Source organism: Pseudomonas brassicacearum (assembly GCF_003732175.1).
GTDB classification, from domain to species: Bacteria; Pseudomonadota; Gammaproteobacteria; order Pseudomonadales; family Pseudomonadaceae; genus Aquipseudomonas; species Aquipseudomonas brassicacearum_G.
Genome location: NZ_MOBI01000022.1, coordinates 129,317 through 152,268 on the forward strand (window position 1 = coordinate 129,317; position 22,952 = coordinate 152,268).

The 22,952-nt window shown below is 60.6% G+C and carries 22 protein-coding genes; 16 read left to right on the forward strand and 6 right to left on the reverse strand.

Features of this window, described 5'->3' with window-relative positions; all coding sequences use genetic code 11:
* The first annotated feature begins 3 nt into the window (after positions 1–3).
* From BK658_RS21225 to BK658_RS21255, 7 genes are all read left to right on the forward strand, one after another.
* Positions 4–1,992, forward strand: a complete 1,989-nt coding sequence (locus BK658_RS21225; protein ID WP_123584023.1) for a heme lyase CcmF/NrfE family subunit — start codon at positions 4–6, stop codon at positions 1,990–1,992.
* Complete coding sequence (locus BK658_RS21230) at positions 1,989–2,525, forward strand: DsbE family thiol:disulfide interchange protein (protein ID WP_123584024.1); 537 nt, start codon at positions 1,989–1,991, stop codon at positions 2,523–2,525. Before BK658_RS21225 ends, BK658_RS21230 begins: the two co-directional genes overlap by 4 nt.
* Positions 2,522–2,995 carry a cytochrome c-type biogenesis protein gene (locus tag BK658_RS21235; protein WP_019692350.1) on the forward strand — a complete coding sequence of 158 codons (474 nt, stop codon included), beginning with the start codon at positions 2,522–2,524 and terminating at the stop codon, positions 2,993–2,995. The genes BK658_RS21230 and BK658_RS21235 overlap by 4 nt, the downstream gene beginning before the upstream one ends.
* Positions 2,988–4,196 carry a c-type cytochrome biogenesis protein CcmI gene (ccmI, locus tag BK658_RS21240; RefSeq protein WP_123584025.1) on the forward strand — a complete coding sequence of 403 codons (1,209 nt, stop codon included), beginning with the start codon at positions 2,988–2,990 and terminating at the stop codon, positions 4,194–4,196. The genes BK658_RS21235 and ccmI overlap by 8 nt, the downstream gene beginning before the upstream one ends.
* A 13-nt stretch (positions 4,197–4,209) precedes the next feature.
* Positions 4,210–4,611, forward strand: a complete 402-nt coding sequence (locus tag BK658_RS21245; RefSeq protein ID WP_123584026.1) for a hypothetical protein — start codon at positions 4,210–4,212, stop codon at positions 4,609–4,611.
* A 125-nt stretch (positions 4,612–4,736) separates the two neighbouring features.
* A complete protein-coding gene (locus BK658_RS21250) occupies positions 4,737–5,390 on the forward strand; it encodes a GntR family transcriptional regulator (protein WP_123584027.1) in 654 nt (217 codons plus the stop codon).
* A gap of 15 nt (positions 5,391–5,405) precedes the next feature.
* Complete coding sequence (locus BK658_RS21255; protein WP_123584028.1) at positions 5,406–6,257, forward strand: urea carboxylase-associated family protein; 852 nt, start codon at positions 5,406–5,408, stop codon at positions 6,255–6,257.
* A gap of 116 nt (positions 6,258–6,373) precedes the next feature.
* Here the strand turns inward: BK658_RS21255 and BK658_RS21260 are convergent, their stop codons facing one another.
* Both BK658_RS21260 and eat read right to left on the reverse strand, forming a co-directional pair.
* Positions 6,374–6,541, reverse strand: a complete 168-nt coding sequence (locus tag BK658_RS21260; protein ID WP_123584029.1) for a DUF2897 family protein — start codon at positions 6,539–6,541, stop codon at positions 6,374–6,376.
* A 123-nt stretch (positions 6,542–6,664) separates the two neighbouring features.
* A complete protein-coding gene (gene eat / locus BK658_RS21265) occupies positions 6,665–8,029 on the reverse strand; it encodes an ethanolamine permease (RefSeq protein WP_123584030.1) in 1,365 nt (454 codons plus the stop codon).
* A gap of 398 nt (positions 8,030–8,427) precedes the next feature.
* Between eat and kdpF the strand changes: the two genes are divergently transcribed.
* The 6 genes from kdpF to BK658_RS21295 all read left to right on the forward strand — a co-directional run bounded on the left by kdpF (position 8,428) and on the right by BK658_RS21295 (position 16,439).
* Positions 8,428–8,517, forward strand: coding sequence for a K(+)-transporting ATPase subunit F (gene kdpF, locus BK658_RS21270; RefSeq protein ID WP_019692955.1), 90 nt, complete (start codon positions 8,428–8,430; stop codon positions 8,515–8,517).
* A gap of 8 nt (positions 8,518–8,525) precedes the next feature.
* Complete coding sequence (kdpA, locus tag BK658_RS21275; protein WP_123584031.1) at positions 8,526–10,220, forward strand: potassium-transporting ATPase subunit KdpA; 1,695 nt, start codon at positions 8,526–8,528, stop codon at positions 10,218–10,220.
* Between the two features lie 11 nt (positions 10,221–10,231).
* Positions 10,232–12,310, forward strand: coding sequence for a potassium-transporting ATPase subunit KdpB (gene kdpB, locus BK658_RS21280; RefSeq protein ID WP_123584032.1), 2,079 nt, complete (start codon positions 10,232–10,234; stop codon positions 12,308–12,310).
* Between the two features lie 54 nt (positions 12,311–12,364).
* A complete protein-coding gene (kdpC, locus tag BK658_RS21285; RefSeq protein ID WP_123584126.1) occupies positions 12,365–12,910 on the forward strand; it encodes a potassium-transporting ATPase subunit KdpC in 546 nt (181 codons plus the stop codon).
* A 139-nt stretch (positions 12,911–13,049) separates the two neighbouring features.
* Positions 13,050–15,701, forward strand: a complete 2,652-nt coding sequence (locus BK658_RS21290; RefSeq protein WP_123584033.1) for a sensor histidine kinase — start codon at positions 13,050–13,052, stop codon at positions 15,699–15,701.
* A gap of 48 nt (positions 15,702–15,749) precedes the next feature.
* The gene (locus BK658_RS21295; protein ID WP_123584034.1) at positions 15,750–16,439 is read left to right on the forward strand and encodes a response regulator; all 690 of its coding nucleotides are present in this window, start codon (positions 15,750–15,752) and stop codon (positions 16,437–16,439) included.
* A 118-nt stretch (positions 16,440–16,557) separates the two neighbouring features.
* Here the strand turns inward: BK658_RS21295 and BK658_RS21300 are convergent, their stop codons facing one another.
* Complete coding sequence (locus BK658_RS21300) at positions 16,558–17,595, reverse strand: patatin-like phospholipase family protein (protein ID WP_123584035.1); 1,038 nt, start codon at positions 17,593–17,595, stop codon at positions 16,558–16,560.
* A 224-nt stretch (positions 17,596–17,819) separates the two neighbouring features.
* Here BK658_RS21300 and BK658_RS21305 point away from each other — a divergent pair, with 224 nt between their 5' ends.
* The 3 genes from BK658_RS21305 (at position 17,820) to BK658_RS21315 (ending at position 19,883) form a co-directional block, all read left to right on the forward strand.
* Positions 17,820–18,098: a hypothetical protein gene (locus BK658_RS21305; protein ID WP_054596327.1), complete on the forward strand. Its 279-nt coding sequence runs from the start codon at positions 17,820–17,822 to the stop codon at positions 18,096–18,098.
* A gap of 97 nt (positions 18,099–18,195) precedes the next feature.
* Complete coding sequence (locus BK658_RS21310; protein WP_123584036.1) at positions 18,196–18,963, forward strand: CHAD domain-containing protein; 768 nt, start codon at positions 18,196–18,198, stop codon at positions 18,961–18,963.
* A 122-nt stretch (positions 18,964–19,085) separates the two neighbouring features.
* Entirely contained in the window at positions 19,086–19,883 is a 798-nt protein-coding gene (locus BK658_RS21315; protein WP_123584037.1) for an acyl-CoA thioesterase, read from the forward strand.
* 5 nt (positions 19,884–19,888) lie between these two features.
* Here the strand turns inward: BK658_RS21315 and BK658_RS21320 are convergent, their stop codons facing one another.
* From BK658_RS21320 to BK658_RS21330, 3 genes are all read right to left on the reverse strand, one after another.
* Positions 19,889–20,251: an Mpo1-like protein gene (locus tag BK658_RS21320; protein ID WP_123584038.1), complete on the reverse strand. Its 363-nt coding sequence runs from the start codon at positions 20,249–20,251 to the stop codon at positions 19,889–19,891.
* Positions 20,252–20,452: 201 nt separating this feature from the next.
* Positions 20,453–21,934: a methyl-accepting chemotaxis protein gene (locus BK658_RS21325; RefSeq protein ID WP_123584039.1), complete on the reverse strand. Its 1,482-nt coding sequence runs from the start codon at positions 21,932–21,934 to the stop codon at positions 20,453–20,455.
* Between the two features lie 109 nt (positions 21,935–22,043).
* Positions 22,044–22,850, reverse strand: coding sequence for a TatD family hydrolase (locus tag BK658_RS21330; protein ID WP_123584040.1), 807 nt, complete (start codon positions 22,848–22,850; stop codon positions 22,044–22,046).
* Positions 22,851–22,952 lie beyond the last annotated feature (102 nt).

The following is a 22,952-nucleotide window of genomic DNA, read 5'->3' on the forward strand; positions in this document are numbered from 1 at the left end:
TCCATGACCTCAGGCATCTTCATTCCCGAGTTGGGCCATCTGGCGATGATTCTCGCCCTGTGCTTTGCCATCGTTCAGGCCACCGTGCCATTGCTCGGTGCCTGGCGCGGTGACCGCATGTGGATGGGCCTGGCCCAGCCAGCGGCATGGGGCCAGTTCACTTTTCTGCTGTTCGCCTTCGGCTGCCTGACCTACGCCTTCATGACCGATGACTTTTCGGTGGGTTATGTCGCCAACAACTCCAACAGCGCCTTGCCGTGGTACTACAAGTTCAGCGCGGTGTGGGGTGCCCACGAAGGTTCCTTGCTGCTCTGGGCGTTGATTCTCGGCGGCTGGACCTTCGCCGTGTCGATCTTTTCCCGGCAGTTGCCGCAGGTCATGCTGGCTCGCGTGCTGGCGGTGATGGGCATGATCAGCACCGGTTTCCTGCTGTTTCTGATTCTCACCTCGAACCCGTTCGCACGGATTCTGCCGCAGATTCCCACTGACGGTCATGACCTCAACCCGTTGCTGCAAGACATTGGCCTGATCGTTCACCCACCGATGCTCTATATGGGTTATGTCGGTTTCTCGGTGGCCTTCGCCTTCGCGATTGCTGCCTTGCTCGGCGGTCGTCTGGATGCGGCATGGGCACGTTGGTCGCGACCTTGGACGATCGTCGCCTGGGCGTTCCTGGGTATCGGCATCACGCTTGGCTCCTGGTGGGCCTACTACGAACTCGGCTGGGGCGGCTGGTGGTTCTGGGACCCGGTGGAAAACGCCTCGTTCATGCCATGGCTGGTCGGTACGGCGCTGATTCACTCGTTGGCGGTGACTGAAAAACGCGGTGTGTTCAAAAGCTGGACCGTGTTGCTGGCCATTGCCGCGTTCTCGCTGAGCCTGCTGGGAACCTTCCTGGTACGTTCCGGCGTGCTGACCTCGGTGCACGCGTTTGCCTCGGACCCCGCGCGGGGCGTGTTCATCCTGATCTTCCTGTTGTTTGTGGTCGGCGGTTCGCTGACGCTGTTCGCCCTGCGCGCGCCGGTGGTCAAGAGCCATGTCGGCTTCAACCTGTGGTCGCGTGAAACCCTGCTGCTGGGCAACAACCTGGTGCTGGTGGTCGCGGCTTCGATGATTCTGCTCGGCACCTTGTATCCGCTGGTGCTCGATGCCCTGAGCGGCGCCAAGATGTCGGTCGGCCCGCCGTATTTCAACGCGTTATTCATTCCGTTGATGGCGTTGCTGATGGTGGTGATGGCCGTCGGTGTGCTGGTGCGCTGGAAAGACACACCGGTGAAATGGCTGATGAACATGCTGACCCCGGTGTTGCTCGGCAGCACTGCTTTGGCGGTCGTGGCCGGGATCGCTTATGGCGACTTCAACTGGGCCGTGCTGGCGACCTTCATGCTCGCGGCCTGGGTATTGCTGGCCGGTGTGCGTGACATTTTCGACAAGACGCGCAACAAGGGCCTGATCAAAGGCCTGCCGAGCCTGACCCGCAGCTATTGGGGCATGCAGGTTGCGCACCTGGGTATCGCCGTGTGCGCCTTGGGCGTGGTGCTTTCGAGCCAGAACAGCGCCGAGCGCGATCTGCGCCTGGCACCGGGCGAGTCGATGGATCTTGCCGGTTATCACTTCATTTTCGAAGGCGCCAAGCACTTCGAAGGACCGAACTTCACCTCCGACAAAGGCACTATCCGGGTGATCCGGTCGGGCAAGGAAGTCGCGGTGCTGCACCCGGAAAAACGTCTATACACCGTACAAAACTCAATGATGACCGAAGCCGGCATCGACGCCGGTTTCACCCGCGACCTCTACGTGGCGCTCGGCGAGCCGCTGGAGAATGGTGCCTGGGCCGTACGCGTGCACGTCAAGCCGTTCGTGCGCTGGATCTGGTTCGGCGGTTTGCTGACAGGTTTCGGTGGGTTGCTGGCGGCGCTGGATCGTCGTTATCGGGTCAAGGTGAAAAGTCGCGTGCGTGAAGCGCTGGGCATGACGGGAGCCACTGCATGAGACGTTGGTTAATGGTGTTGCCACTGGCGCTGTTTCTGGTGGTGGCGGTGTTTCTTTACCGGGGTCTCTACCTGGACCCGGCCGAGCTGCCCTCGGCGATGATTGGCAAGCCGTTCCCCGAGTTTTCCCTGCCGGCTGTGCAAGGCGACAAGACCTTGACCCGCGCTGATCTGCTGGGCAAACCGGCACTGGTCAATGTCTGGGGCACCTGGTGCATTTCCTGCCGGGTCGAGCATCCGGTGCTGAACAAACTGGCCCAGCAGGGCGTGGTGATTTATGGCGTCAACTACAAGGACATCAACACCGATGCCTTGAAGTGGCTGGTCGAGTTCCACAACCCGTACCTGCTGGACATCCGTGACGAGGCCGGTTCCCTGGGCTTGAATCTCGGCGTTTACGGCGCTCCGGAAACCTTTTTCATCGACGCCAAAGGCATCATCCGCGACAAGTACGTCGGGGTGATCGATGAAGTGGTCTGGCGCGAAAAACTGGCGGCCAAGTATCAGGCGCTGGTCGATGAGGCCAAGCTATGAAGCGCTGGATTGCTGCCGCCGTACTCGGCCTGAGTATTGCCGGTGTCGCTCACGCGGCGATCGACACTTACGTGTTCGCCAATGACGCCGAGCGCGAGCGTTTTCACGAACTGACCAAGGAACTGCGTTGCCCCAAGTGCCAGAATCAGGACATTGCCGATTCCAACGCACCGATCGCCGCTGACCTGCGCAAAGAGATTTTCCGCATGCTCGGCGAGGGCAAGGACAACCAGCAGATCATCGACTTCATGGTCGACCGCTATGGCGATTTCGTGCGCTACAAGCCAGCCCTGAACAGCAAGACGGCATTGCTGTGGTTTGGCCCGGCCGGGTTGTTGCTCGGTGGCGTGCTGGTGATCGCCGTAATCGTCCGTCGCCGTCGTGCCGAGCGCACGGCAGGTACAGACACGCTTTCTGTTGATGAGCGCAAGCGCCTCGACCAACTGTTGGATAACACCAAGAATGATTGATTTCTGGCTCGCTGCAGGTCTGCTTCTACTGGTTGCCCTGAGTTTTTTGTTGATTCCGATTCTGCGTGGCCGTCGCGCCCAGCGTGAAGAGGATCGTACCGCGCTGAACGTGGCGCTTTACCAGGAGCGCGTGGCTGAGTTACAGGCTCAACAGGCCGAAGGCGTGCTTGATGCGACGCAAATGAGCGCCGGCCGTGACGAAGCGGCTCGTGAGCTTCTGGCCGATACCGAAGGTGCCGACACGGGCCGGGTTTCCCGTCTGGGCAAGCCATTGCCACTGCTCGCAGCGATCCTGGTGCCGGTGTTGGGCCTGGGGCTGTACCTGAATTTCGGCGCCAGCGACAAGGTTGAACTGACCCGCGAATTCGCCCAGGCACCGCAATCGATGGAAGAGATGACCCGTCGTCTTGAACGCGCTGTTGCGGCTCAACCGGATTCGGCCGAAGGCCTGTATTTCCTGGGTCGTACCTACATGGCTCAGGACCGTCCAGCTGATGCAGCGAAGATCTTCGAACGCACCGTGGCGTTGGCTGGCCGTCAGCCTGAATTGCTCGGCCAGTGGGCCCAGGCGCAGTACTTTGCCGACAACAAAAAGTGGTCGGACAAGATCCAGGCGCTGACCGACGAAGCACTGAAAGCCGATCCTAAAGAAGTCACCAGCCTTGGACTGTTGGGCATCGCGGCTTTCGAAGGCGAGCGTTATCAGGAGGCCATCGACTACTGGAGTCGTCTGCTGGCGCAACTGCCGCCAGAGGATAACTCGCGCAGCGCACTGGAAGGTGGTATTGCACGGGCAACCGAAAAACTGCAAGCGAACGGTGGTACTGTCGCCAAGGCGCCAGTCGTAGCGGCCAAGCCAGCAGCGCTGCTGAAAGTGACGGTTGATCTGGCGGCAAACGTGAAAGCCAAGGTACAGCCAGGTGACAGCGTGTTCATCTTCGCTCGCGCAACCTCAGGTCCTCCGGCTCCGTTGGCGGCCAAGCGCCTGACCGTTGCCGACCTGCCTGTGACCGTCGAGCTGGGCGATGCCGACGCAATGATGCCGCAATTGAAACTGTCGAACTTTCCTGAAGTCCAACTGGTCGCGCGCGTATCCCGTGCCGGCCAGCCGACTGCCGGTGAGTGGGTCGGTCGCAGCGAGCCTTTGGCCAGCAGCACTACCGCGCCGCAACAATTGACCATCGACAGCCCAGACAAATAATCAGGAATCCGCTATGACCGCCATCGCTCGTATCACCCTGCTCGGTCTTGTCTTGGGGTTAAGTGCATGTGCGGTCCAGCCGCCGTCACATGAAGAGCGGTTGCCGCCGATTCCGTCATCGTACCCGGGCAGCAAACCGACGACCGCCCCTGGCAAACCGGTGACCCCAAACAAGCCCGGCAAGCCACAGCCGCGTACCTCGGCAAGCTTCGCACCACCACCGGGCGGCAACAGCCACTGGGATGCGAAACTCGGTGTTTACGTCCTCGACAACCAGACCGACACCTTCTACCGCCAGCGCACCTACTACCGCTGGAACAACGGCTGGAGTCGTTCGATCAGCCCGAACGGGCCGTGGGAAGAGATCGATATCCATGGTGTACCACCGGGATTGGGCAAACAATACAGTCAGTAACGAAAACGGCGACCCAAGGGTCGCCGTTTTGCATTGCGCGCCAGGCATGGCGTGCAGGTTGAAACTGGCATGAATAGTGACTACTCATTGACTGACGATTGTTGAACAATCCTGAGGCGATGAGTATGAGTAGCGGACTGTCCCTGGCTGACCACATCACACTGGAGTTGCGCGCCGACATCATTGGCGGTCGTTTGCTGCCGGGGCGGGCGTTGGTGGAAGGCGATCTGGTGGTTGCCTACAACGCCTCGCGCAATACCATCCGCGAAGCGCTGCACCGCTTGGGGCAGGAGGGCCTGACCCTTTATGTCCGAAATAAAGGCGTGATGGTTCGTCAGCTCGGCGCCGATCAGCTGCGCGACCTGTTCCAGGTCAGACGCACGCTCGAGTTACAGGCCATCAGTGCCAGCCGACCGCTGCGCGAATACCAATCCGATCACATGATCGAAGCCATTGAAGCCGCGCAACTGGCCCGCGAGCGTGAAGACTGGCGGGCTGTCGGCACCCACAGCCTGCGTTTTCATCAACACATTGTCGGTTTGTTACGCAGCCCGCTGTTCGATGAATTCTTTACCAATGTCGTTGCGCAACTGCGTCTGGTGTTCAGTGCGGCGCCTGACGAGTCCCGCTTCCAGGCACCCTGGCTTGAGCGCGACCGGCTCATTCACGCTTTGCTGGTCGAAGGCGACAAGCCCGGCGCTTACGACGCCTTGAGCGATTATCTCGACGACTCCGAACAGCAACTGCTTGAGTTGTTCAACCATCCTTCCCGTCACTGATCGAGGACTCATGCCATGTACAAAGACTATCCCGCGGCTTATCAGGTCAGTAAGGGTTCGGCGTTGCAGGTCGATAAAGCCTTCTACGAGCGGATCCGCGATACACCGGCCGGGCGCACGCTGATCGAGCAATTCGAAGTGCCGATCCGCACCGGCCGCGCCTGGCACGTTCCGGCGGGGCATGTGTTCCGTGTGACCACACCGGTGGGCCCGCAAGTGGGGGACTTCAACGTCTGGAATGCCAACGACCCGCGCGAACGGCTGTGGGCTGCACGGACCCGGCAATTGCAGGGGGCTCACGTCAGCACCCATGATCGGCTCTGGTCGAACCTGCCCTTTCTGCGCCCGCTGGTGACCATCACTGACGACAGCCTGGCCAACTATGGCATCGACGAACACGGCGGACGTTTGCACGATCTGCTGGGCACGCGCTGTGATCCCTATGTGAACAAAATGCTCACCGGCGAGGATTTCCATCACCACTGCCATTCGAACCTGACCCGCGCCGTGTTACCTCACGGTCTGACCGAGTTCGACGTGCATGACGTGCTGAACATCTTTCAGTGCACGGGGCTCAACCACGACGATATGTACTTCATGAAGGCCTGTCCGGCGCAGAAGGGCGACTACCTGGAGTTCTTCGCCGAGATCGATCTGCTGTGTGCATTGTCGACCTGCCCGGGGGGCGATTTGTCGCTGCCGATGTGGGGGCCGAATGCGCAGGACCCGTTAAGTGTCTGCCGGCCGCTGGGAGTAGAGATTTACCGGTTGGAGGATTCATTACTTGAGGGCTGGAGCCAGCCGGAGCGTGCGGCTTATAAAGGACTGCACGGATTGCACATCGCCAAGGCGGCTTGGGAAAAATAAGAGCAAAAGCAAAAAGATCGCAGCCTTTGGCAGCTCCTACAGGGGAAACGCATATTCCGCGTAGGAGCTGCCGAAGGCTGCGATCTTTTGATCTTTTGATCTTTTGATCTTTTGATCTAACGGTCCTGCGCATCCTTGGAGTCCGCTTCGGCGTTGCGCTCAGCGACGCGTTTACGTTGCTCATCGGTCAATTCCACTTTGTTCGCGGTGTCGCGCAGCATCATCAAGCCACCGACGATCGATCCGATAGCAACCACCAGAATCAACCAGGCATACCAAGGCATAGGGTTCTCCTTAAGGACAGGTGTTGGCGCGAATGGTTTCGCGTCAACGCCGTGCCTATCCATTTTGAGTCACGGCGTTTCTCTATGGTTCCATTCTAGGCCTGTTCTGCCTGGGGCACCTCATCAAAGACCGGTCAGCATTGCATCGGCAGGGGCGTCGGCACGCAGCTGCGCGGTGAGCAGGAAGTAGACAAAACCGACCGCCATGAAACCGAGGAAGATCGCCCCGATCAGCGCGTTGAACCAGGCCATCGCCACCAGGCAGACCACCGCCAATACCAGGGCAGTCGCCGGTACCAGTGGGTAGCCGGGCGCACGGAAAGTCCGTTCCAGGTTCGGTTCGGTTTTACGCAGTTTGAACAGGCTCAGCATGCTCATGATGTACATCACGATAGCGCCGAATACCGCCATGGTGATCATCGCGGCGGTCAGGGTCATGCCGCCGAGGTTGATCAGCCCGTCGCTGTAAATAGCCGCGATGCCGATCAGGCCGCCTGCGATGATTGCCCGATGCGGCGTCTGGAAGCGTGACAGTTTGGCCAGATAGGTCGGCAGGTATCCTGCGCGGGCAAGGGCGAAGAACTGTCGTGAGTAGCCGAGGATGATCCCGTGGAAACTCGCCACCAGCCCGAACAGCCCAATCCACACAAGCATGTGCAGCCAGCCGGAGCTTTCACCGACCACGGCTTTCATCGCTTGCGGCAATGGGTCGTTGATGTTCGACAGGTTCCGCCAGTCTCCGACGCCGCCAGCAAAGAACATCACGCCCATGGCCAGCAATGCCAGGGTCAGAATGCCGCTGATATAGGCTTTGGGAATCGTCCGTTTCGGGTCCTTGGCTTCTTCGGCGGCCATGGCCGCGCCTTCGATGGCGAGGAAGAACCAGATTGCGAAGGGGATCGCCGCAAACATCCCGGCGATGGCCGGTGCACCGAACGCATCTGAGCCGGCCCAACCATTGAGGGCGAAATTGCTGAAGCTGAACGCCGGGGCGACCACGCCCATGAATACCAGCAACTCGATGACTGCCAGCACACACACCACCAGTTCGAAGGTCGCCGCCAGTTTTACGCCGAGGATGTTCAGGCCCATGAATACGATGTACGCGCCGACCGCTGCATGTTTCGGGTCGAGGGCGGGGAACTGCACGTTGAGATAAGCGCCAATGGCCAGGGCGATGGCTGGAGGTGCGAAGACGAACTCGATCAACGTCGCCAGGCCGGCGATCAGTCCGCCTTTTTCACCGAAGGCGCGGCGACTGTAGGCGAAAGGCCCGCCTGCGTGCGGAATCGCCGTAGTCAGTTCGGTGAAACTGAAAATGAAGCAGGTGTACATGGTCGCGACCATGAACGAGGTCACCAGAAAGCCGAGCGTTCCGGCTACGCCCCAGCCGTAACTCCAGCCGAAGTACTCGCCGGAAATCACCAGCCCGACCGCGATCCCCCACAAATGCAGCGTGCCCAACGTCGGTTTGAGTTGTGTGTTCATGCGTTTCTCCCGCTGCGAATTGGAAAAGCCCGGGAGGGCGTGTGCAGTGGGCGTGCCATGTCGGTTCGTTACGTCGTAAAGCGCAGAAAGCTGTCGTATCGAGGATGTTCGCTGCGGAATGTACGCTTTTTGTGCGCCAGTTGAGGGCGGTGGTGATTCATATGACGCCATCGCGGGCAAGCCACGCTCCCACAAGGATTGTGTGAAACCTGTGGGAGCAAGGCTTGCCCGCGATGGGGCCGTTCCTGACACCACTGAAATCTGGCCTGTAACCCCCACGTAAAGCCACTCTTTACGCTTTCTTTATGCCACACCCAACCCCTCGGTCTCGTTCCTTTACAGCCTTCCTGCGGACAATTGCGCCACACGCGGCAGTTGCCGTACGACGGAGAAATTCCATGAGTGTTCTGGACGGGGTGTCCCTGCTGTTGGCGGTGGGACTGTTCATTTATCTACTGGTTGCGCTGTTGCGCGCGGATCAGCACTAGGAGCGGCTATGCACAGTTATGACTATTGGCTGATCCTCGCGTTCTTCGCCGTGGTGCTGATTCCGGCACCGTTCCTGGGACGGTTCTACTACAAGGTGATGGAAGGCCAGCGCACCTGGCTGACGCCGATCCTCGGGCCCGTTGAGCGCGGTTGTTATCGCGTGGCCGGGGTCGATCCGCAGAGTGAACAGAGTTGGCAGAAATACACCCTGGCGTTGCTCGCGTTTAACCTCGCGGGCTTTTTGCTGTTGTTCGCGATCCTGTTGTTTCAGGACTACTTGCCACTCAACCCGCAGAACCTGCCGGGGCAGGAGTGGACGCAGGCGTTCAACACCGCCGTCAGCTTCATGACCAACACCAACTGGCAGTCCTACAGCGGTGAAGCGTCCCTGAGCTACCTGAGCCAGATGATCGGCCTCACGGTGCAGAACTTCGTCAGCGCCGCCACCGGCCTGGCTGTTCTGGTTGCCTTGTGTCGCGGCATCGGTCGCAAATCGGCGCAAACCCTCGGTAACTTCTGGGTCGACATGACCCGCGCCACCCTCTACGGACTGCTGCCGCTGTGCCTGCTGCTGGCGCTGTTCCTGGTCTGGCAGGGCGTGCCGCAAACCTTCGCGCACTATGTGAATGCGCTGACGATGCAGGGCGTGGATCAAGTGATCCCACTGGGTCCTGCCGCCAGCCAGATTGCGATCAAGCAATTGGGCACCAACGGCGGTGGCTTCTTCGGCGTCAACTCGGCGCACCCGTTCGAGAATCCGACGGCCTGGAGCAACCTGTTCGAAGTCACGTCGATCATCCTGATCCCGGTGGCACTGGTGTTTACCTTCGGCCATTACGTCAAGGACCTGCGTCAGAGCCGGGCGATCATCGCCTGCATGCTCGCGCTGTTCCTGATCGGTGGTGCGGTATCGCTGTGGGCTGAGTACCAGCCGAACCCGACCTTGAACAACGTCGCGGTCGAACAGGCAGCACCGCTGGAAGGCAAGGAAGCACGTTTCGGCACCACGGCGACCGTACTCTGGTCGGTGACCACCACCGCGGCCTCCAACGGCTCGGTCAACGGTATGCACGACAGCCTCAACCCGCTGAGCGGCATGGTCGCGCTGATCAACATGATGGTCGGCGAAGTGATCTTCGGCGGCGTCGGCGCCGGCCTCTACGGCATGTTGCTCAACGTGCTGATCGCGGTGTTCCTCGCCGGTCTGATGATCGGACGTACACCGGAATACCTCGGCAAGAAACTGCAAGCCAAGGAAGTACAACTGTTGGTCGTCACCTTGCTGGTGATGCCGGTCGGCGTACTGGTGCTGGGTGCCATTGCGGCGAGCCTGCCTGGCCCTGCGGGAACGATCAGCAACCCCGGCCCCCACGGTTTCAGCCAGTTGCTGTACGCCTACACCTCCGCCAGCGCCAACAACGGCTCGGCATTCGGCGGCCTGAACGCCAACACGCCATTCCATAACCTGATGCTGGGCCTGGGCATGCTGATCGGGCGCTTCGGCTACATCCTCCCGGTATTGGCCCTGGCCGGCAGCCTGGCGATGAAGAAAACCGCACCGATAGGCCAGAACAGCTTCCCGACCCATGGCCCGCTGTTCGTCACTTTGCTGACCGTGACCATTTTGCTGGTGGGTGGCCTGACCTTCCTGCCGACCCTGGCGTTGGGTCCTATCGCTGAACACTTGAGCATAGGCTTCTGAGGGATTTGATGATGAATATGCCCGTTCGTGTATCGAAAAAAGCCGCACCACACGTTGTGCCGGCGCAACCTGTCGAGCAACCGAAAACCGCGATCTCGGCCCTGTGGCGGCCGGCGCTGGTGCAAGCCTTCGTCAAGCTCGACCCACGGCAGTTGAAGCGCTCGCCGGTGATGCTGGTGGTCGAGCTGACTGCGATCCTCACCACTGTGTTGTGCGTGATTCCAGATCCGGCAGTGCCGACGTTTGTCGCGGCGCAAATCGCCCTGTGGCTGTGGTTCACCGTGTTGTTCGCGAACTTCGCCGAAGCCCTGGCCGAAGGTCGCGGCAAGGCCCGCGCCGACAGCCTCAAGGCCGGCAGCGAAGGCTTGAGCGCTCGGCGTAAAAAAGCCGATGGCAGCTTTCAGGTAGTGCCAGCGGTCAGCCTGCGCAAAGGCGATGTGGTTCGCGTTGAAGCCGGCGAGATGATTCCCGGTGACGGCGAGGTGATCGAAGGTATTGCCGCGGTCAACGAAGCGGCGATTACCGGTGAGTCCGCGCCAGTGATTCGCGAATCCGGCGGTGACCGCTCAGCGGTCACCGGCAACACTCGACTGGTGTCCGACTGGTTGCTGGTACGCATTACCGCCAACCCCGGTGAGTCGACGCTGGATCGCATGATTGCACTGGTTGAAGGTGCCAAACGCCAGAAAACCCCGAACGAAGTGGCGCTGGATATTCTGCTGATCGGCCTGACCATGATCTTCCTGGTGGTGGTCGTGACCTTGCAGCCGTTCGCCCACTTCGCCAACGGCAACCTGCCACTGGTGTTCCTGGTGGCGCTGTTGGTAACGCTGATCCCCACCACCATTGGCGGTTTGTTGTCGGCCATCGGTATCGCTGGCATGGACCGTCTGGTGCGGCTGAACGTGATCGCCAAATCCGGCCGTGCGGTAGAAGCGGCGGGTGACGTGCATGTGTTGCTGCTGGACAAGACCGGCACCATCACCTTCGGTAACCGTCGCTGCACCGCGATTTATGCAGCACCCGGCGTCAGTGCCAAGGAGCTGGCCGAAGGTGCGCTGTTCGCTTCGCTGGCCGACGACACCGCCGAAGGCAAGTCGATCGTCGAGTACCTGCGTGGACTTTATCCACAGGCTGAACCGTCCGCCGAGGTGCTGACGGTTGTACCGTTCAGTGCTGAAACCCGCTTGTCCGGCGTTGACTATCAGGGCCGTGTCTACCGCAAGGGTGCGGTCGACTCGGTGTTGGCCTTCATCGGTCTGACTCGTGCCGAGATAATGCCGGCGATGTCCCGGGAAATCGACAAGATCGCCCAAAGCGGCGGTACGCCATTGCTGGTGTGTGCCGAGGGCAAGTTGCTCGGGGCGATCCACCTCAAGGATGTGGTCAAACCGGGTATTCGTGAGCGTTTCGCCGAGCTGCGCAAGCTGGGGATTCGCACCGTCATGGTGACCGGCGATAACCCGCTGACCGCGGCGGCGATTGCCGCTGAAGCCGGTGTCGATGACGTGTTGGCCGAAGCGACGCCGGAGAAAAAACTCGCCCGCATTCGCCATGAGCAGAACGACGGTCGTCTGGTCGCCATGTGTGGTGATGGCGCCAACGACGCGCCAGCACTGGCTCAGGCTGACGTCGGCATGGCAATGAACGACGGGACGCAGGCCGCGCGCGAAGCGGCGAACATGGTCGACCTCGACAGCGATCCGACCAAGCTGCTGGACGTGGTGCAGATCGGTAAAGAGTTGCTGGTGACTCGCGGTGCGTTGACGACGTTTTCCATCGCCAACGACGTGGCCAAGTACTTCGCCATCCTGCCGGCGCTGTTTGCCTCGATCTACCCGCAACTGGGCGTGCTGAACATCATGCACCTGACCAGTCCGCAGAGCGCGATTCTCTCGGCCATCGTCTTCAACGCCTTGATCATCGTCGGGCTGATTCCGCTGGCGTTGCGCGGGGTACGCGTCCAGGCCGCGAGCGCTGCACACCTGCTGCGTCGCAACCTGTTGATCTACGGCGTGGGCGGCATCGTGGTGCCGTTCGTGGGTATCAAGCTGATCGACATGCTGCTGACTGCGCTGCACTTGGTGTAACTGCTGCACGCCGCGCCCTGGGCGCGGCGTTTTACCTGAATTGAGGATTTGATGATGTCCACAATGATTCGTCCGGCGTTGAGCCTGCTTGTTCTGATGACCCTGATCACCGGCGTCGCTTATCCACTGGTGGTCACCGGTGTCGCCCAGGTTGCGTTCCCTGATCAGGCCAATGGCAGCCTGGTGCGTGACGCCGATGGCAAGGTGCGCGGTTCGTCCCTGATTGCCCAGGATTTTGTCGGTGATGCGTGGTTCCATCCACGGCCATCGGCGGGCGCATTTGCAACCGTATCGAGCAGTGCGAGCAACCTGGCACCGAGTAATCCGGCACTCGCGACCCGGGTGATCGACGATGCCAATAAACTGCTGGTGCCAGGCCAGGGGCCGGTGCCCTTGGCGTTACTGACCACCTCTGGCAGCGGCCTCGATCCACACTTGCCTCCGGCGGCAATTGCCTATCAACTGTCGCGGGTTGCGGCGGCGCGTAACCTGCCGATATCGACGGTCGAGCAGTTGATGAATGCACACATCGAGCAGCCGCTAGTAGGACCGCCGGTGGTGAATGTTCTGGAGCTGAACATCGCGCTGGAAAAGCTGTAGAAACACAAGATCGTTCCCACGCTCTGCGTGGGAATGTATCACTGGACGCTCTGCGTCCGCTTTGGCTGGGACGCGGAGCGTCCCGGGCTGCATTCCCACGCAGAGCGTGGGAACGATCAATCTGAAAAAAGAGGCCCCAATGAGCGACTCCGGCCGCGCCGACGCACTGTTAGCTGATTTACCCCGCGATGGTCGTGGCCGGCTCAAGGTTTTTCTCGGCGCCGCTCCTGGCGTCGGTAAAACCTACGCCATGTTGCAAGCCGCCCACACCCAGCTACGCCAAGGCGTGAAAGTCATCGCCGGGGTGGTGGAAACCCATGGTCGGGCGGAAACCGAAGCGCTGCTCGGCGGATTGCCGCAGCAGCCGTTGGTGCGCTCGGAATACCGTGGCGTGATGCTTGAGGAAATGGACCTCGATGGCCTGCTCAAGGCCAAGCCAAAACTGGTGCTGGTCGATGAACTAGCTCACAGCAATGCCCCCGGCAGCCGCCACGCCAAGCGCTGGCAGGATATCCAGGAGTTGTTGTCAGCAGGCATCGACGTGTTCACCACGGTCAACGTCCAGCATCTGGAAAGTCTTAACGATCAGGTGCGCGGGATTACCGGCGTGCAAGTGCGCGAAACCCTGCCAGACTGGGTGCTGCAAGAAGCCTACGAGCTGCTGTTGATCGACCTGCCGCCGCGCGAGCTGCTCGAGCGGCTGCGTGATGGCAAGGTTTATGTGCCAGAGCAAGCGCGAGCGGCGATCGATGCGTTCTTCACCCAAACCAACCTCACGGCACTGCGCGAACTGGCGATGCAAACCGCGGCGGCGCAGGTCGATGATGACCTGAGCCGCGGCTATCGACAGTTGGGGCAGGCGGCACCGGCCGTGCGCGGTCGCTTGCTGGTGGGCGTCGATGGCGACGCCCAGGCTGAGCGTCTGGTACGGCATGCCAGTCGGGTCGCGCAGCGTCGGCATTTGCCGTGGAGCCTGGTGCATGTGGACAACGGCAGCGTGCGCGACGAGCAATCGCGTTTGCGCCTGCAAAGTGCTCAGCAATTGGCTGAACGGCTGGGCGGCGAAGTGGTGCTGCTGCGCGCTGGCGAAGTAGCGAAAACCCTGATTCAACACGCCACCGAACGCCGTGCCAGCCTGGTGCTGGTCGGTCAGTCGCGTCAGCGCTGGCGTCGTCGACTGTTCGGCGGCGGGTTGGCCTCACGCTTGTTGCGCAATGCCCGAGGGCTGGAAATCAACGTTCTCGACAGCGATGAACAGCAACATCAACCGCGTCAGCGTTCGGTGCATTCGTTGATCTGGTTCGACTATGCGCTGGCGCTGTTGGCGACGGTGCTGGCCAGCGCTTTGGCGTGGGCGGTGTCGAGTATTTTGCCGCTGCCGAATATCTCGCTGGTGTTCCTCGCGGCGGTGCTGCTGGTGGCGGTACGCAGTAGCCTCGGGCCGGCGCTGGCGTGTGCGGCGTTGTCATTTCTGACCTACGATTTCCTGTTCATTCCGCCGACCTTCTCCTTTGCGATTCAGCGTGAGGAGGACGTGTTGACGCTGCTGTTTTTCCTGCTGATGGCTGCGCTCACCGGCAACCTCGCGGCGCGTCAGCGGCGACAGCTGGAAGCCTTGCGCGACACTCAGCAAGAGACCAGCGAACTGCTCGACCTGTCGCGAAAACTCACCGCCGCCACCGACCGGCAAGCAGTGATCAGCGCGGCGGCGGCGCATCTGGTCGGCTGGAACGATCTGCAATTGTGTCTGGTTAACCGTGACGGGCAGGGGGGCTGGAAGGTCGAAACCGGTGGCCCGCTGCAGTTTTCCGAAGCCGAGCGCGCTGCCGCCGACTGGGCCTGGCAGCACGATCAACCGGCCGGCATGGGCACCGGCACGTTACCGTTCGGTCGCTGGTGGTGGTGGCCGTTGTCGGTCGATGATGGGCCGTTGGGCTTGCTCGGCGTTTGCCCGAAAGAGGGTCAGCAGCTCAGTGGTCAGCGGCGGCGCTTACTGACTGCATTGAGTCAGCCACTGGCTCAAGCGCTGGCCCGTGCGCAGTTGGCCGACGACCTTGAGGCGGCACGTTTGCACGGTGAAACCGAACAATTGCGCAGCGCTTTGCTGGCGTCGGTGTCCCATGATTTGCGTACACCGCTGACGTCAATGCGCGGCAGCATCGACAGTTTGCTGGCGCTGGGCGAGGCGATCCCGCTGGAGGATCGCCGTGAGTTGCTGGAAGGCACCCGCGATGAAGCCGAACGGCTCGACCGCTATATTCAGAACCTGCTGGACATGACGCGCCTGGGCCACGGCGCCTTGAAGCTGGCGCGCGATTGGGTGTCGCCGGCGGATATCGTCGGCAGTTCGCTCAACCGTTTGCGTGCAGTGCTGGCGCCGTTGCAGGTGAGCACCGATGTGCCGGGCGAGTTGCCGTTGCTCTATGTGCACGCCGCATTGATCGAGCAGGCGCTGGTGAATGTGCTGGAAAACGCCGCACGCTTTTCGCCGGCCCATGGCCGTTTGCAGCTGAGTGCCGGCGCCAATGATAGCGAGCTGTTTTTTTCCGTGAGTGACGAGGGGCCGGGCATTCCCGAAGAAGAACGGGCGAAGATCTTCGACATGTTCTACACCGCCGCCCGTGGTGATCGGGGCGGGCAGGGCACCGGGCTGGGGCTGGCGATCTGTCAGGGCATGGTCGGCGCCCATGGCGGACGGATCAGCGTCGCTGATGGCATCGAAGGGCGCGGCACCTGCATCACCATTCACTTACCATTGCAGGAGCAGCCGGGGTTTGAAAGTGAAGCCTGACGCTGCCTGCGCTACTCTTCTGCCACCTCCTTTGCCTGATTTGAAGCCATGAGCCAGACCACGACCATTTTGGTCATTGACGATGAACCGCAGATCCGCAAATTCCTGCGCATCAGCCTGGCCTCCCAGGGCTACAAAGTGCTTGAGGCCGGCACCGGCACCGAAGGCCTGGCCCAGGCCGCGCTGAACAAGCCGGACTTGCTGGTGCTCGACCTCGGCCTGCCTGACATGGACGGCCAGCAAGTGCTGCGCGAATTCCGTGAATGGTCGACAGTGCCGGTGCTGGTCCTGTCAGTGCGAGCCAGCGAAGGGCAGAAAGTCGAAGCGCTGGATGGCGGCGCCAATGACTACGTGACCAAGCCGTTCGGCATTCAGGAGTTTTTGGCGCGGATCCGCGCCTTGTTGCGGCAGGCTCCAGTCGGGGAAGCCCAGGAAGCGGCGCTCAAGTTCGGCCCGTTGACGGTCGATCTGGCATACCGGCGGGTATTGCTGGACGGTACTGAAGTGGCGCTGACCCGCAAGGAGTACTCGGTGCTGGCGCAACTGGCGCGCCACGCCGGGCGGGTCATCACCCAGCAGCAGTTACTCAAGGACATCTGGGGCCCGACCCACACCGAAGACAGTCACTACCTGCGGATTGTGGTCGGGCATTTGCGCCAGAAACTGGCGGATGACCCGACCCGGCCGAGGTTTATCCTGACCGAGGCTGGGGTGGGGTATCGGTTGCTTGATGCCTGATCGTTCCCACGCTCTGCGTGGGAATGCCGCTATGGCCGCTCTGCGGCGGCTGTTGATGTCGTGACGCGGAGCGTCACTGGATGCATTCCCACGCGGAGCATGGGAACGAGAAGGGTGTTCAATCCCGCTCATTCTCATACCGATCCAGCGTATCCCGGGCAATCTCCTGTCCCAGCGCGATCAGCTCCGGCGCCTTGTAGAACTCGAAAAACCGGCAAACCCGCTTTGGCACGTTGATCAGGATGTCCGGTGGATAACCGGCGATCTTGTACTGCGCCAATGACGTTTGCATCACTTCGAAGCTCTGGTTGATCAAGTCCAGCAACGAGGCTGGGCCAACGTTGTCGATGATGAATGAGCCCGTGGCGGATTTCGGCGCCCCGTCGCCTTCCGGGGCGGCAGCGGGTTGTTGCGCTTCGGGCTCGGCGGATTCGATCCAGGGGTTGATTTCGGCGGCTTCACTGCGCAGTGCCTCCTGTTCCAGAAGCAGCAATTGTTCGGCCTGTTTGCGGCGGAACGGCAGGCGTGAACCGAGCGAGTTGATCAGGTTGTCGAAGCGGCTTTTGAATGCGGCGGGACGCTGGATCACCGGCAACTGATAGTGCCGCTGGTTGGTCGAGTTGAGGTTGACCGCAATGATCAGGTCGCAATGGCTCGAGACCACCGGAACAATCGGCAGAGGATTGAGCAGGCCGCCGTCGACCAGCATGCGATTGCCTTGCATGACCGGTGTGAACAGGCTGGGGATCGCCGCCGAGGCGCGCATCGCCTGGTGCAGGCAGCCTTCCTGGAACCAGATTTCCTGCTGGTTGGTCAGGTCGGTGGCGACGGCCGTGTAGGGGATGCGCAGGTCTTCGATGTTGACCTCGCCAACGATCTTGCGAATCTGCCCGAACACTTTCTCACCGCGTATCGCCCCAAGACGAAAGCTCACGTCCACCAGACGCAGCACATCAAGGTAATCCAGGCTCTCGATCCAGTCGCGGTAATCGTTGAGTTTGCCGGCGGCGTAGATACCGCCGACCACGGCGCCCATGGAGCAACCGGCGATACAGGCAATGTCATAACCGCGTCTTTCGATTTCCTGGATAACTCCGATATGGGCATAGCCTCGGGCGCCACCTGAGCCCAGTACCAATGCGACACGCTTTTTCATGACTCGCCCCTTCATCAATCAGGCTTCAACAATGCACCCAATGAGGGGCGTGCTTCAATCATGTTGACTCTGAGTCAAGCCGTTAGCGTCGTTTTTTCGATACTCAATAACGGCACATGAGTATTCTTGCGGGCGCTATAGTTTCCATGGGTGGACCAAGGCACTTTTTGCGGCATTGGCCGTCTTACCTGCACGATTGTTTTTTATACCTTGAGGAATCATTGATGAAAGCCTGGATCTGTCTGCCATTGATCGCGTTGGTGCTTGCCGGTTGCGCAGGAAAATCTGCTTACCGCGACAGTTGCGGTAGTCAACTGGACGCCGCCTGGCAGGAGCTGGACATAGCCAAGGCCGAAGGTTTCGCGGGTACCGTGAGTTACTCCAAGGCGCTTTCGCTGCTGACCGGGGCCAAGACCCAGCAGCAGTTCGAGGCCTATGAGGGCTGCACTAAAAAAGCCGAGAAGGCACGCTTCTATATTCGCGAATCCCGCGCAGGGCGTTGAATCCACCTTGACCTCGCGCAATGTCGGCACCCGGTTTTACCGACAGCATGGGCGTAAACTTGCGATCTGATGTTGGTTGTCGACTTGGGAGAGAGCGATGTCTGCGTTGGTGAATCGGTTGGTGGCCAAGGTATTGGGGCTGGAAGTGCGTTTGCTGGCCTGCCAGGCGCGCTTGAGCGCCAGCACCGACGCGGAAGCGCTGCATGACTTGCGCACGACGGTTCGCCGTCTGCGCAGCTTGTTGCGGCCACTGCGCGGTTTGCCCGGTGTCGAACAACTCGAAGCGGCAGCGGCGGGTGTCGGAAGCCTGACCACGCCGCTGCGCGACCGTGAAGTGCTGGCGGCGTATTTGCTGGCGCACGGTCAAGCAGACGCGGCCAAACGCCGGATGGTGCAAATGGCGCAGGCCTATCCGGCTGTGGCCGACAGCCCGGAATTGGCGCAACTATTGATGATTCTCGACGCATTTCCACGCTTTTTGCGTGCCTCCCAGCGTCAAGACTTGCTCAAGGGTTTGTGTACGCGCATCGAAAAACGCCTGGCCAAACAATGGAAAGCACTGGATGTGGCCCTGCATGATCCCGCGCATGACCGCCATCGCCTGCGGCTGTTGATCAAACGTGTGCGCTATGCGATCGAAGCCTACCCGGAACTGGATCGCTTGCCCAAAGCTGCCATACCGCGTCTTAAATCGGCACAGGAAGCGCTCGGCGACTGGCACGATTGCTGGCAATGGTTGGCCCGTGCCGAGCACGAGCCCGACTTGCTGCCTTGCGTGGCCGTCTGGCGGGCAACCATGACCAAGGCTGAAGGTCGCGCCGATAGGGTGCTCGACAAACTCATATCGGCTTGCTTCAAAGCCTGACGCGGATCGCCTTTCGTCGCCGTTGGCGGCCTATCTGTCAGCCTCTTTGGCCGGAATAGGCGCTGTACAGGCGCTGCTGGCTGGTTAAGATCCTTCAATCCTTTCCCGGCCTTGAGGTTTCCATGCGTTTTTCCGATTTGCTCGACGCTGTGCGCAGTTCGCCGAATGAGCTGTCTATTCCGGCGGAGTGGGCTCAGGGTCGCGCCAGTTTCGGCGGCCTGGTCGCTGCTTTGCAGTACGAAGCCATGCGCGCCAAAGTCCCGGCGGATCGCCCGGTGCGTTCATTGGCGATCACCTTTGTCGGTCCGGTCGAGCCCGGTGTGCCCGTGAGTTTTGAAGTGGATGTATTGCGCGAAGGCAAAGCGGTCAGCCAGGTGCTGGGGCGAGCCGTGCAGAACGGCCAGGTGGTGACCCTGGTTCAGGGCAGCTTTGGCGCTTCGCGTCCCTCCGAAGTCGAGGTGGTGGCTGCGCCTGCACCCGAGATGAAACACTGGGACGATTGCCAGGAACTGCCCTACATCAAAGGCGTAACGCCTGAGTTCATGCGCCACCTGGCGATGCGTTGGAGTGTCGGCGGTTTGCCGTTCACCGGTAATAAATCCCGGGAGATGGGCGGCTGGGTTCGCTTGCGTGGCGACGTCAAGGACGAGCCGGTTACCGAGGCGCACATTCTGGCGCTGGTGGATGCCTGGCCTCCGGCATTGTTGCCGCACCTGAAGAAGCCGGCGGCGGGCAGCACCCTGACCTGGACCATCGAATTCATTCAGCCGTTGCTGGCGTTGAGCACGCTGGACTGGTGCAAATATCTCGTGGAAATCGAACATGCCCGTGACGGATATGGCCACGCCGCCGCAGCGCTGTGGAGCGCTGAAGGGCAATTGATTGCGTTGAGCCGGCAGACGGTGACTATTTTCGCGTAAGACTTTTAGCGGTGATGGCGTTTACGCCATGCGCGCCACCAGCCACCGCTGAGTACAAAGCGTGGGAACGTCAGGAATTGCTCGACCAGTAAGCGCGACACAGCATCTTTGCGGTCACTGAACGGCTCGGAAGCTTTCGCTTCCAGGCTGTGACCGTGGCGTTGCAAGCCAAGTGCGGCGAGCAGGCCGACGACTCCAATGGCAACGTTCAGAACACTCAGGCCGAACACCCCGGAAACGATCAGCAGAAACGCCACGATGAACAGCGGCACGGCAATCAGGTGCAACACCAGATTGGTCGGGTGCTGGTGGTTTTGCGGGTATGCACGCCATTGCCAGGCGGGAAGGTTGGGGTGACGTTTGCCCATGTGGGTAATCCTCTATCCGTGTTGAACACATGATTGAAGGATAGGTGGGGCAATTGCAGGCGGCGAATCAAGGTTGGCTATCGGTGCGATAGGTGTCATGGCCAACATTGATGTTGACTGGTCTGGCGCTATCGCGAGCAGGCTCGCTCCTACATTCGATCGCATTCCTCTGTGGGAGCGAGCCTGCTCGCGATGGGGCCCTCAAAGCTTCAATTGCCCGATCGCCTTGCTCAACTCTCCAGCCAGCGTCGCCAGTTCATTGCTGGTGGTGGCCGAATCCACGGTCTGCTGCACGGTGTTCACGGTGACGTCACGGATGCTCACCACTGCGCGATTCATCTCTTCTGCCACCTGGCTCTGCTGTTCCGCCGCCACGGCAATCTGGGTGTTGCTTTCGCGCATCTGCGCCACTGCGCCGGTGATCTCTGCCAGTGCGGCGCCAGCTTCTTGAGCCTGCTGCACACAGTCATCGGCCTTGAATGAGCTTTCCTGCATGAAGTCCACCGCATCCCGTGTACCGGCTTGCAGCGCCGAGATCATGCTGGTGATTTCATCAGTAGAAGTCTGGACCCGCTTGGCCAGATTGCGCACTTCATCGGCGACCACCGCAAAGCCCCGGCCCATTTCCCCGGCGCGTGCGGCTTCAATGGCGGCGTTCAGGGCTAGCAAGTTGGTTTGCTCGGCGATACTGTGAATCACACTGACCACGCCGTTGATTTTCTGGCTGTCTTCGGCGAGACGCTGAATCATTTCGGCGGTTTGCTGTACCCCGGTGGACAGTCCGGCGATGGATTGTTGTACCCGGCTGACCACTTCCTGGCCACTGCCGGCGAGGGTGTCGGCGGTTTGCGAGAGGTCGCGAGTGGCGCCGGCATGTTGGGCGATGTGATAGACCGTGGCTGACATCTCATTGATCGCGGTGGCGGCCTGATCGGTTTCGCTTTGTTGGCCGAGCATGCCGTGGCGTACGTCGTTCATGCTGGCGGCCAGACGCGCCGCGCCGAGATCCAGTTGGCGGGCAGTATTGGCCACGGTGTTGACTACGCGCTGGTAGCCGGCCTGCATGGCGTTGAAGGCGCTGGCCATCTGCCCCACCTCATCGGTACAGGACAGTGGCACGCGAGCCGACAGGTCGCCGGTTTTTTCGACGTGCAGCATCACGTCCTTGAGGGTGTTGAGTTGGGCGAGCAGAAAACGGATCAACAGTTGCGAGGCACCGAGCATCGCCAACATCAGGATGAACACGGCTGCCGCGTAGTTGGCGAATCGTTCGCCGAACACCTGACTCAAACTCGGGCCATAGGCCAGAATGGCGATCTGCTCGCCGTTGGCGCGCGAAAGCACCTCGGCACCGATCAACGGGTTCTCGCCAAACAGAGGCATGTCATTGATTTCAACCCAGCCGTTGGCGTTGTTCAACTCGGGCAATGGCTGTTGGTTCAGCAGGGGAATCTGGCCTTTGCCGAAGCTCAGGAAATGCTCGGCTTCAGGCAAGGCCTGGCCGACCGGCCAGCCGCTGATCAGCCGCGCTTGAGCGACGGCCGACTGCTGTGAAGCCTGGCTGCGCGCTTGTTGCTCCAGTTGCACGGCATACAGCACCAGCAGCAGGGTGGTGACGAAGGCGACCGCGTTGACCGCCCAGAATTTGTATTTCAGCGAAATGTTGCTAAGCCAGGCACCCATGGAGGTCTTCTCTGATAGCGGAAACAGTTTTGGCAAGGTGCCAGCATTGTGCCGCTACTCAGCGAAAGGACTTTTGATGTGGATCAATGGGGAGCAGGGTGTAGCGGGTTCAATCAACCGACGGCAAGCCAAAAAACGCTCGCGCACACGCGGTGCTGTGAGCCGCTACGTCTTCCAGGCTTTCGCCGCGATGTAACGCCACTTCACGCAGCACTTCGGTCAGATACGCCGGTTCATTGCGCCCGTTCTTGGGTTTGGGCCGCAGGCTGCGGGGCAACAGATAGGGTGCGTCGCTTTCGAGCATCAAGCGCCCACGCGGGATCTCGCGGACCAGCGGGTGCAGGTGAGTGCCGCGGCGTTCGTCACAGATCCAGCCCGTGATGCCGATATGCAGGTCGAGGTCCAGGTAGCTGAACAGCGCCCGCTGCTCACCCGTGAAGCAATGCACCACGGCGGCCGGCAACTGGTCGCGAAAGTCACGCAGGATTTCCAGCAGGCGCTGGCTGGCGTCGCGCTCATGGAGAAACACCGGCAGTTGCAACTCGACTGCCATTGCCAAATGCTCTTCGAGCACTTTTTCCTGTTGCGGACGGGGCGAGAAATCGCGATTGAAATCCAGTCCGCATTCGCCGACTGCACGCACGTTTGGCTCTTTAAGCAAACTGCGTAAACGCTGAGCACTGTCGGCATTCCAGTCACTGGCCGAATGCGGGTGAATACCGGCGGTGGAGAACAATCGCTGCCCGGTTTCGTCCAGTTGCTGGCACAGTTCCAGGGCCTGTTCGCTGCCCTCGACACTGGTACCGGTCAACACCAATTGGCAGACGCCAGCAGCATAGGCACGGTCAAGTACCGCCTGGTGTTTGTCAGCGAAACTGGGGTTGGTCAGGTTGACGCCGATGTCGATGAGTTGCATGGTGTGACCCTAGCCTTTGGCCGGAAAGCATACCAGAGCTGTAGATTTATAATAAAAATCAAGAACTACAAAGAGTTAAAGCTGTCTTTTGATGCCGGAAGA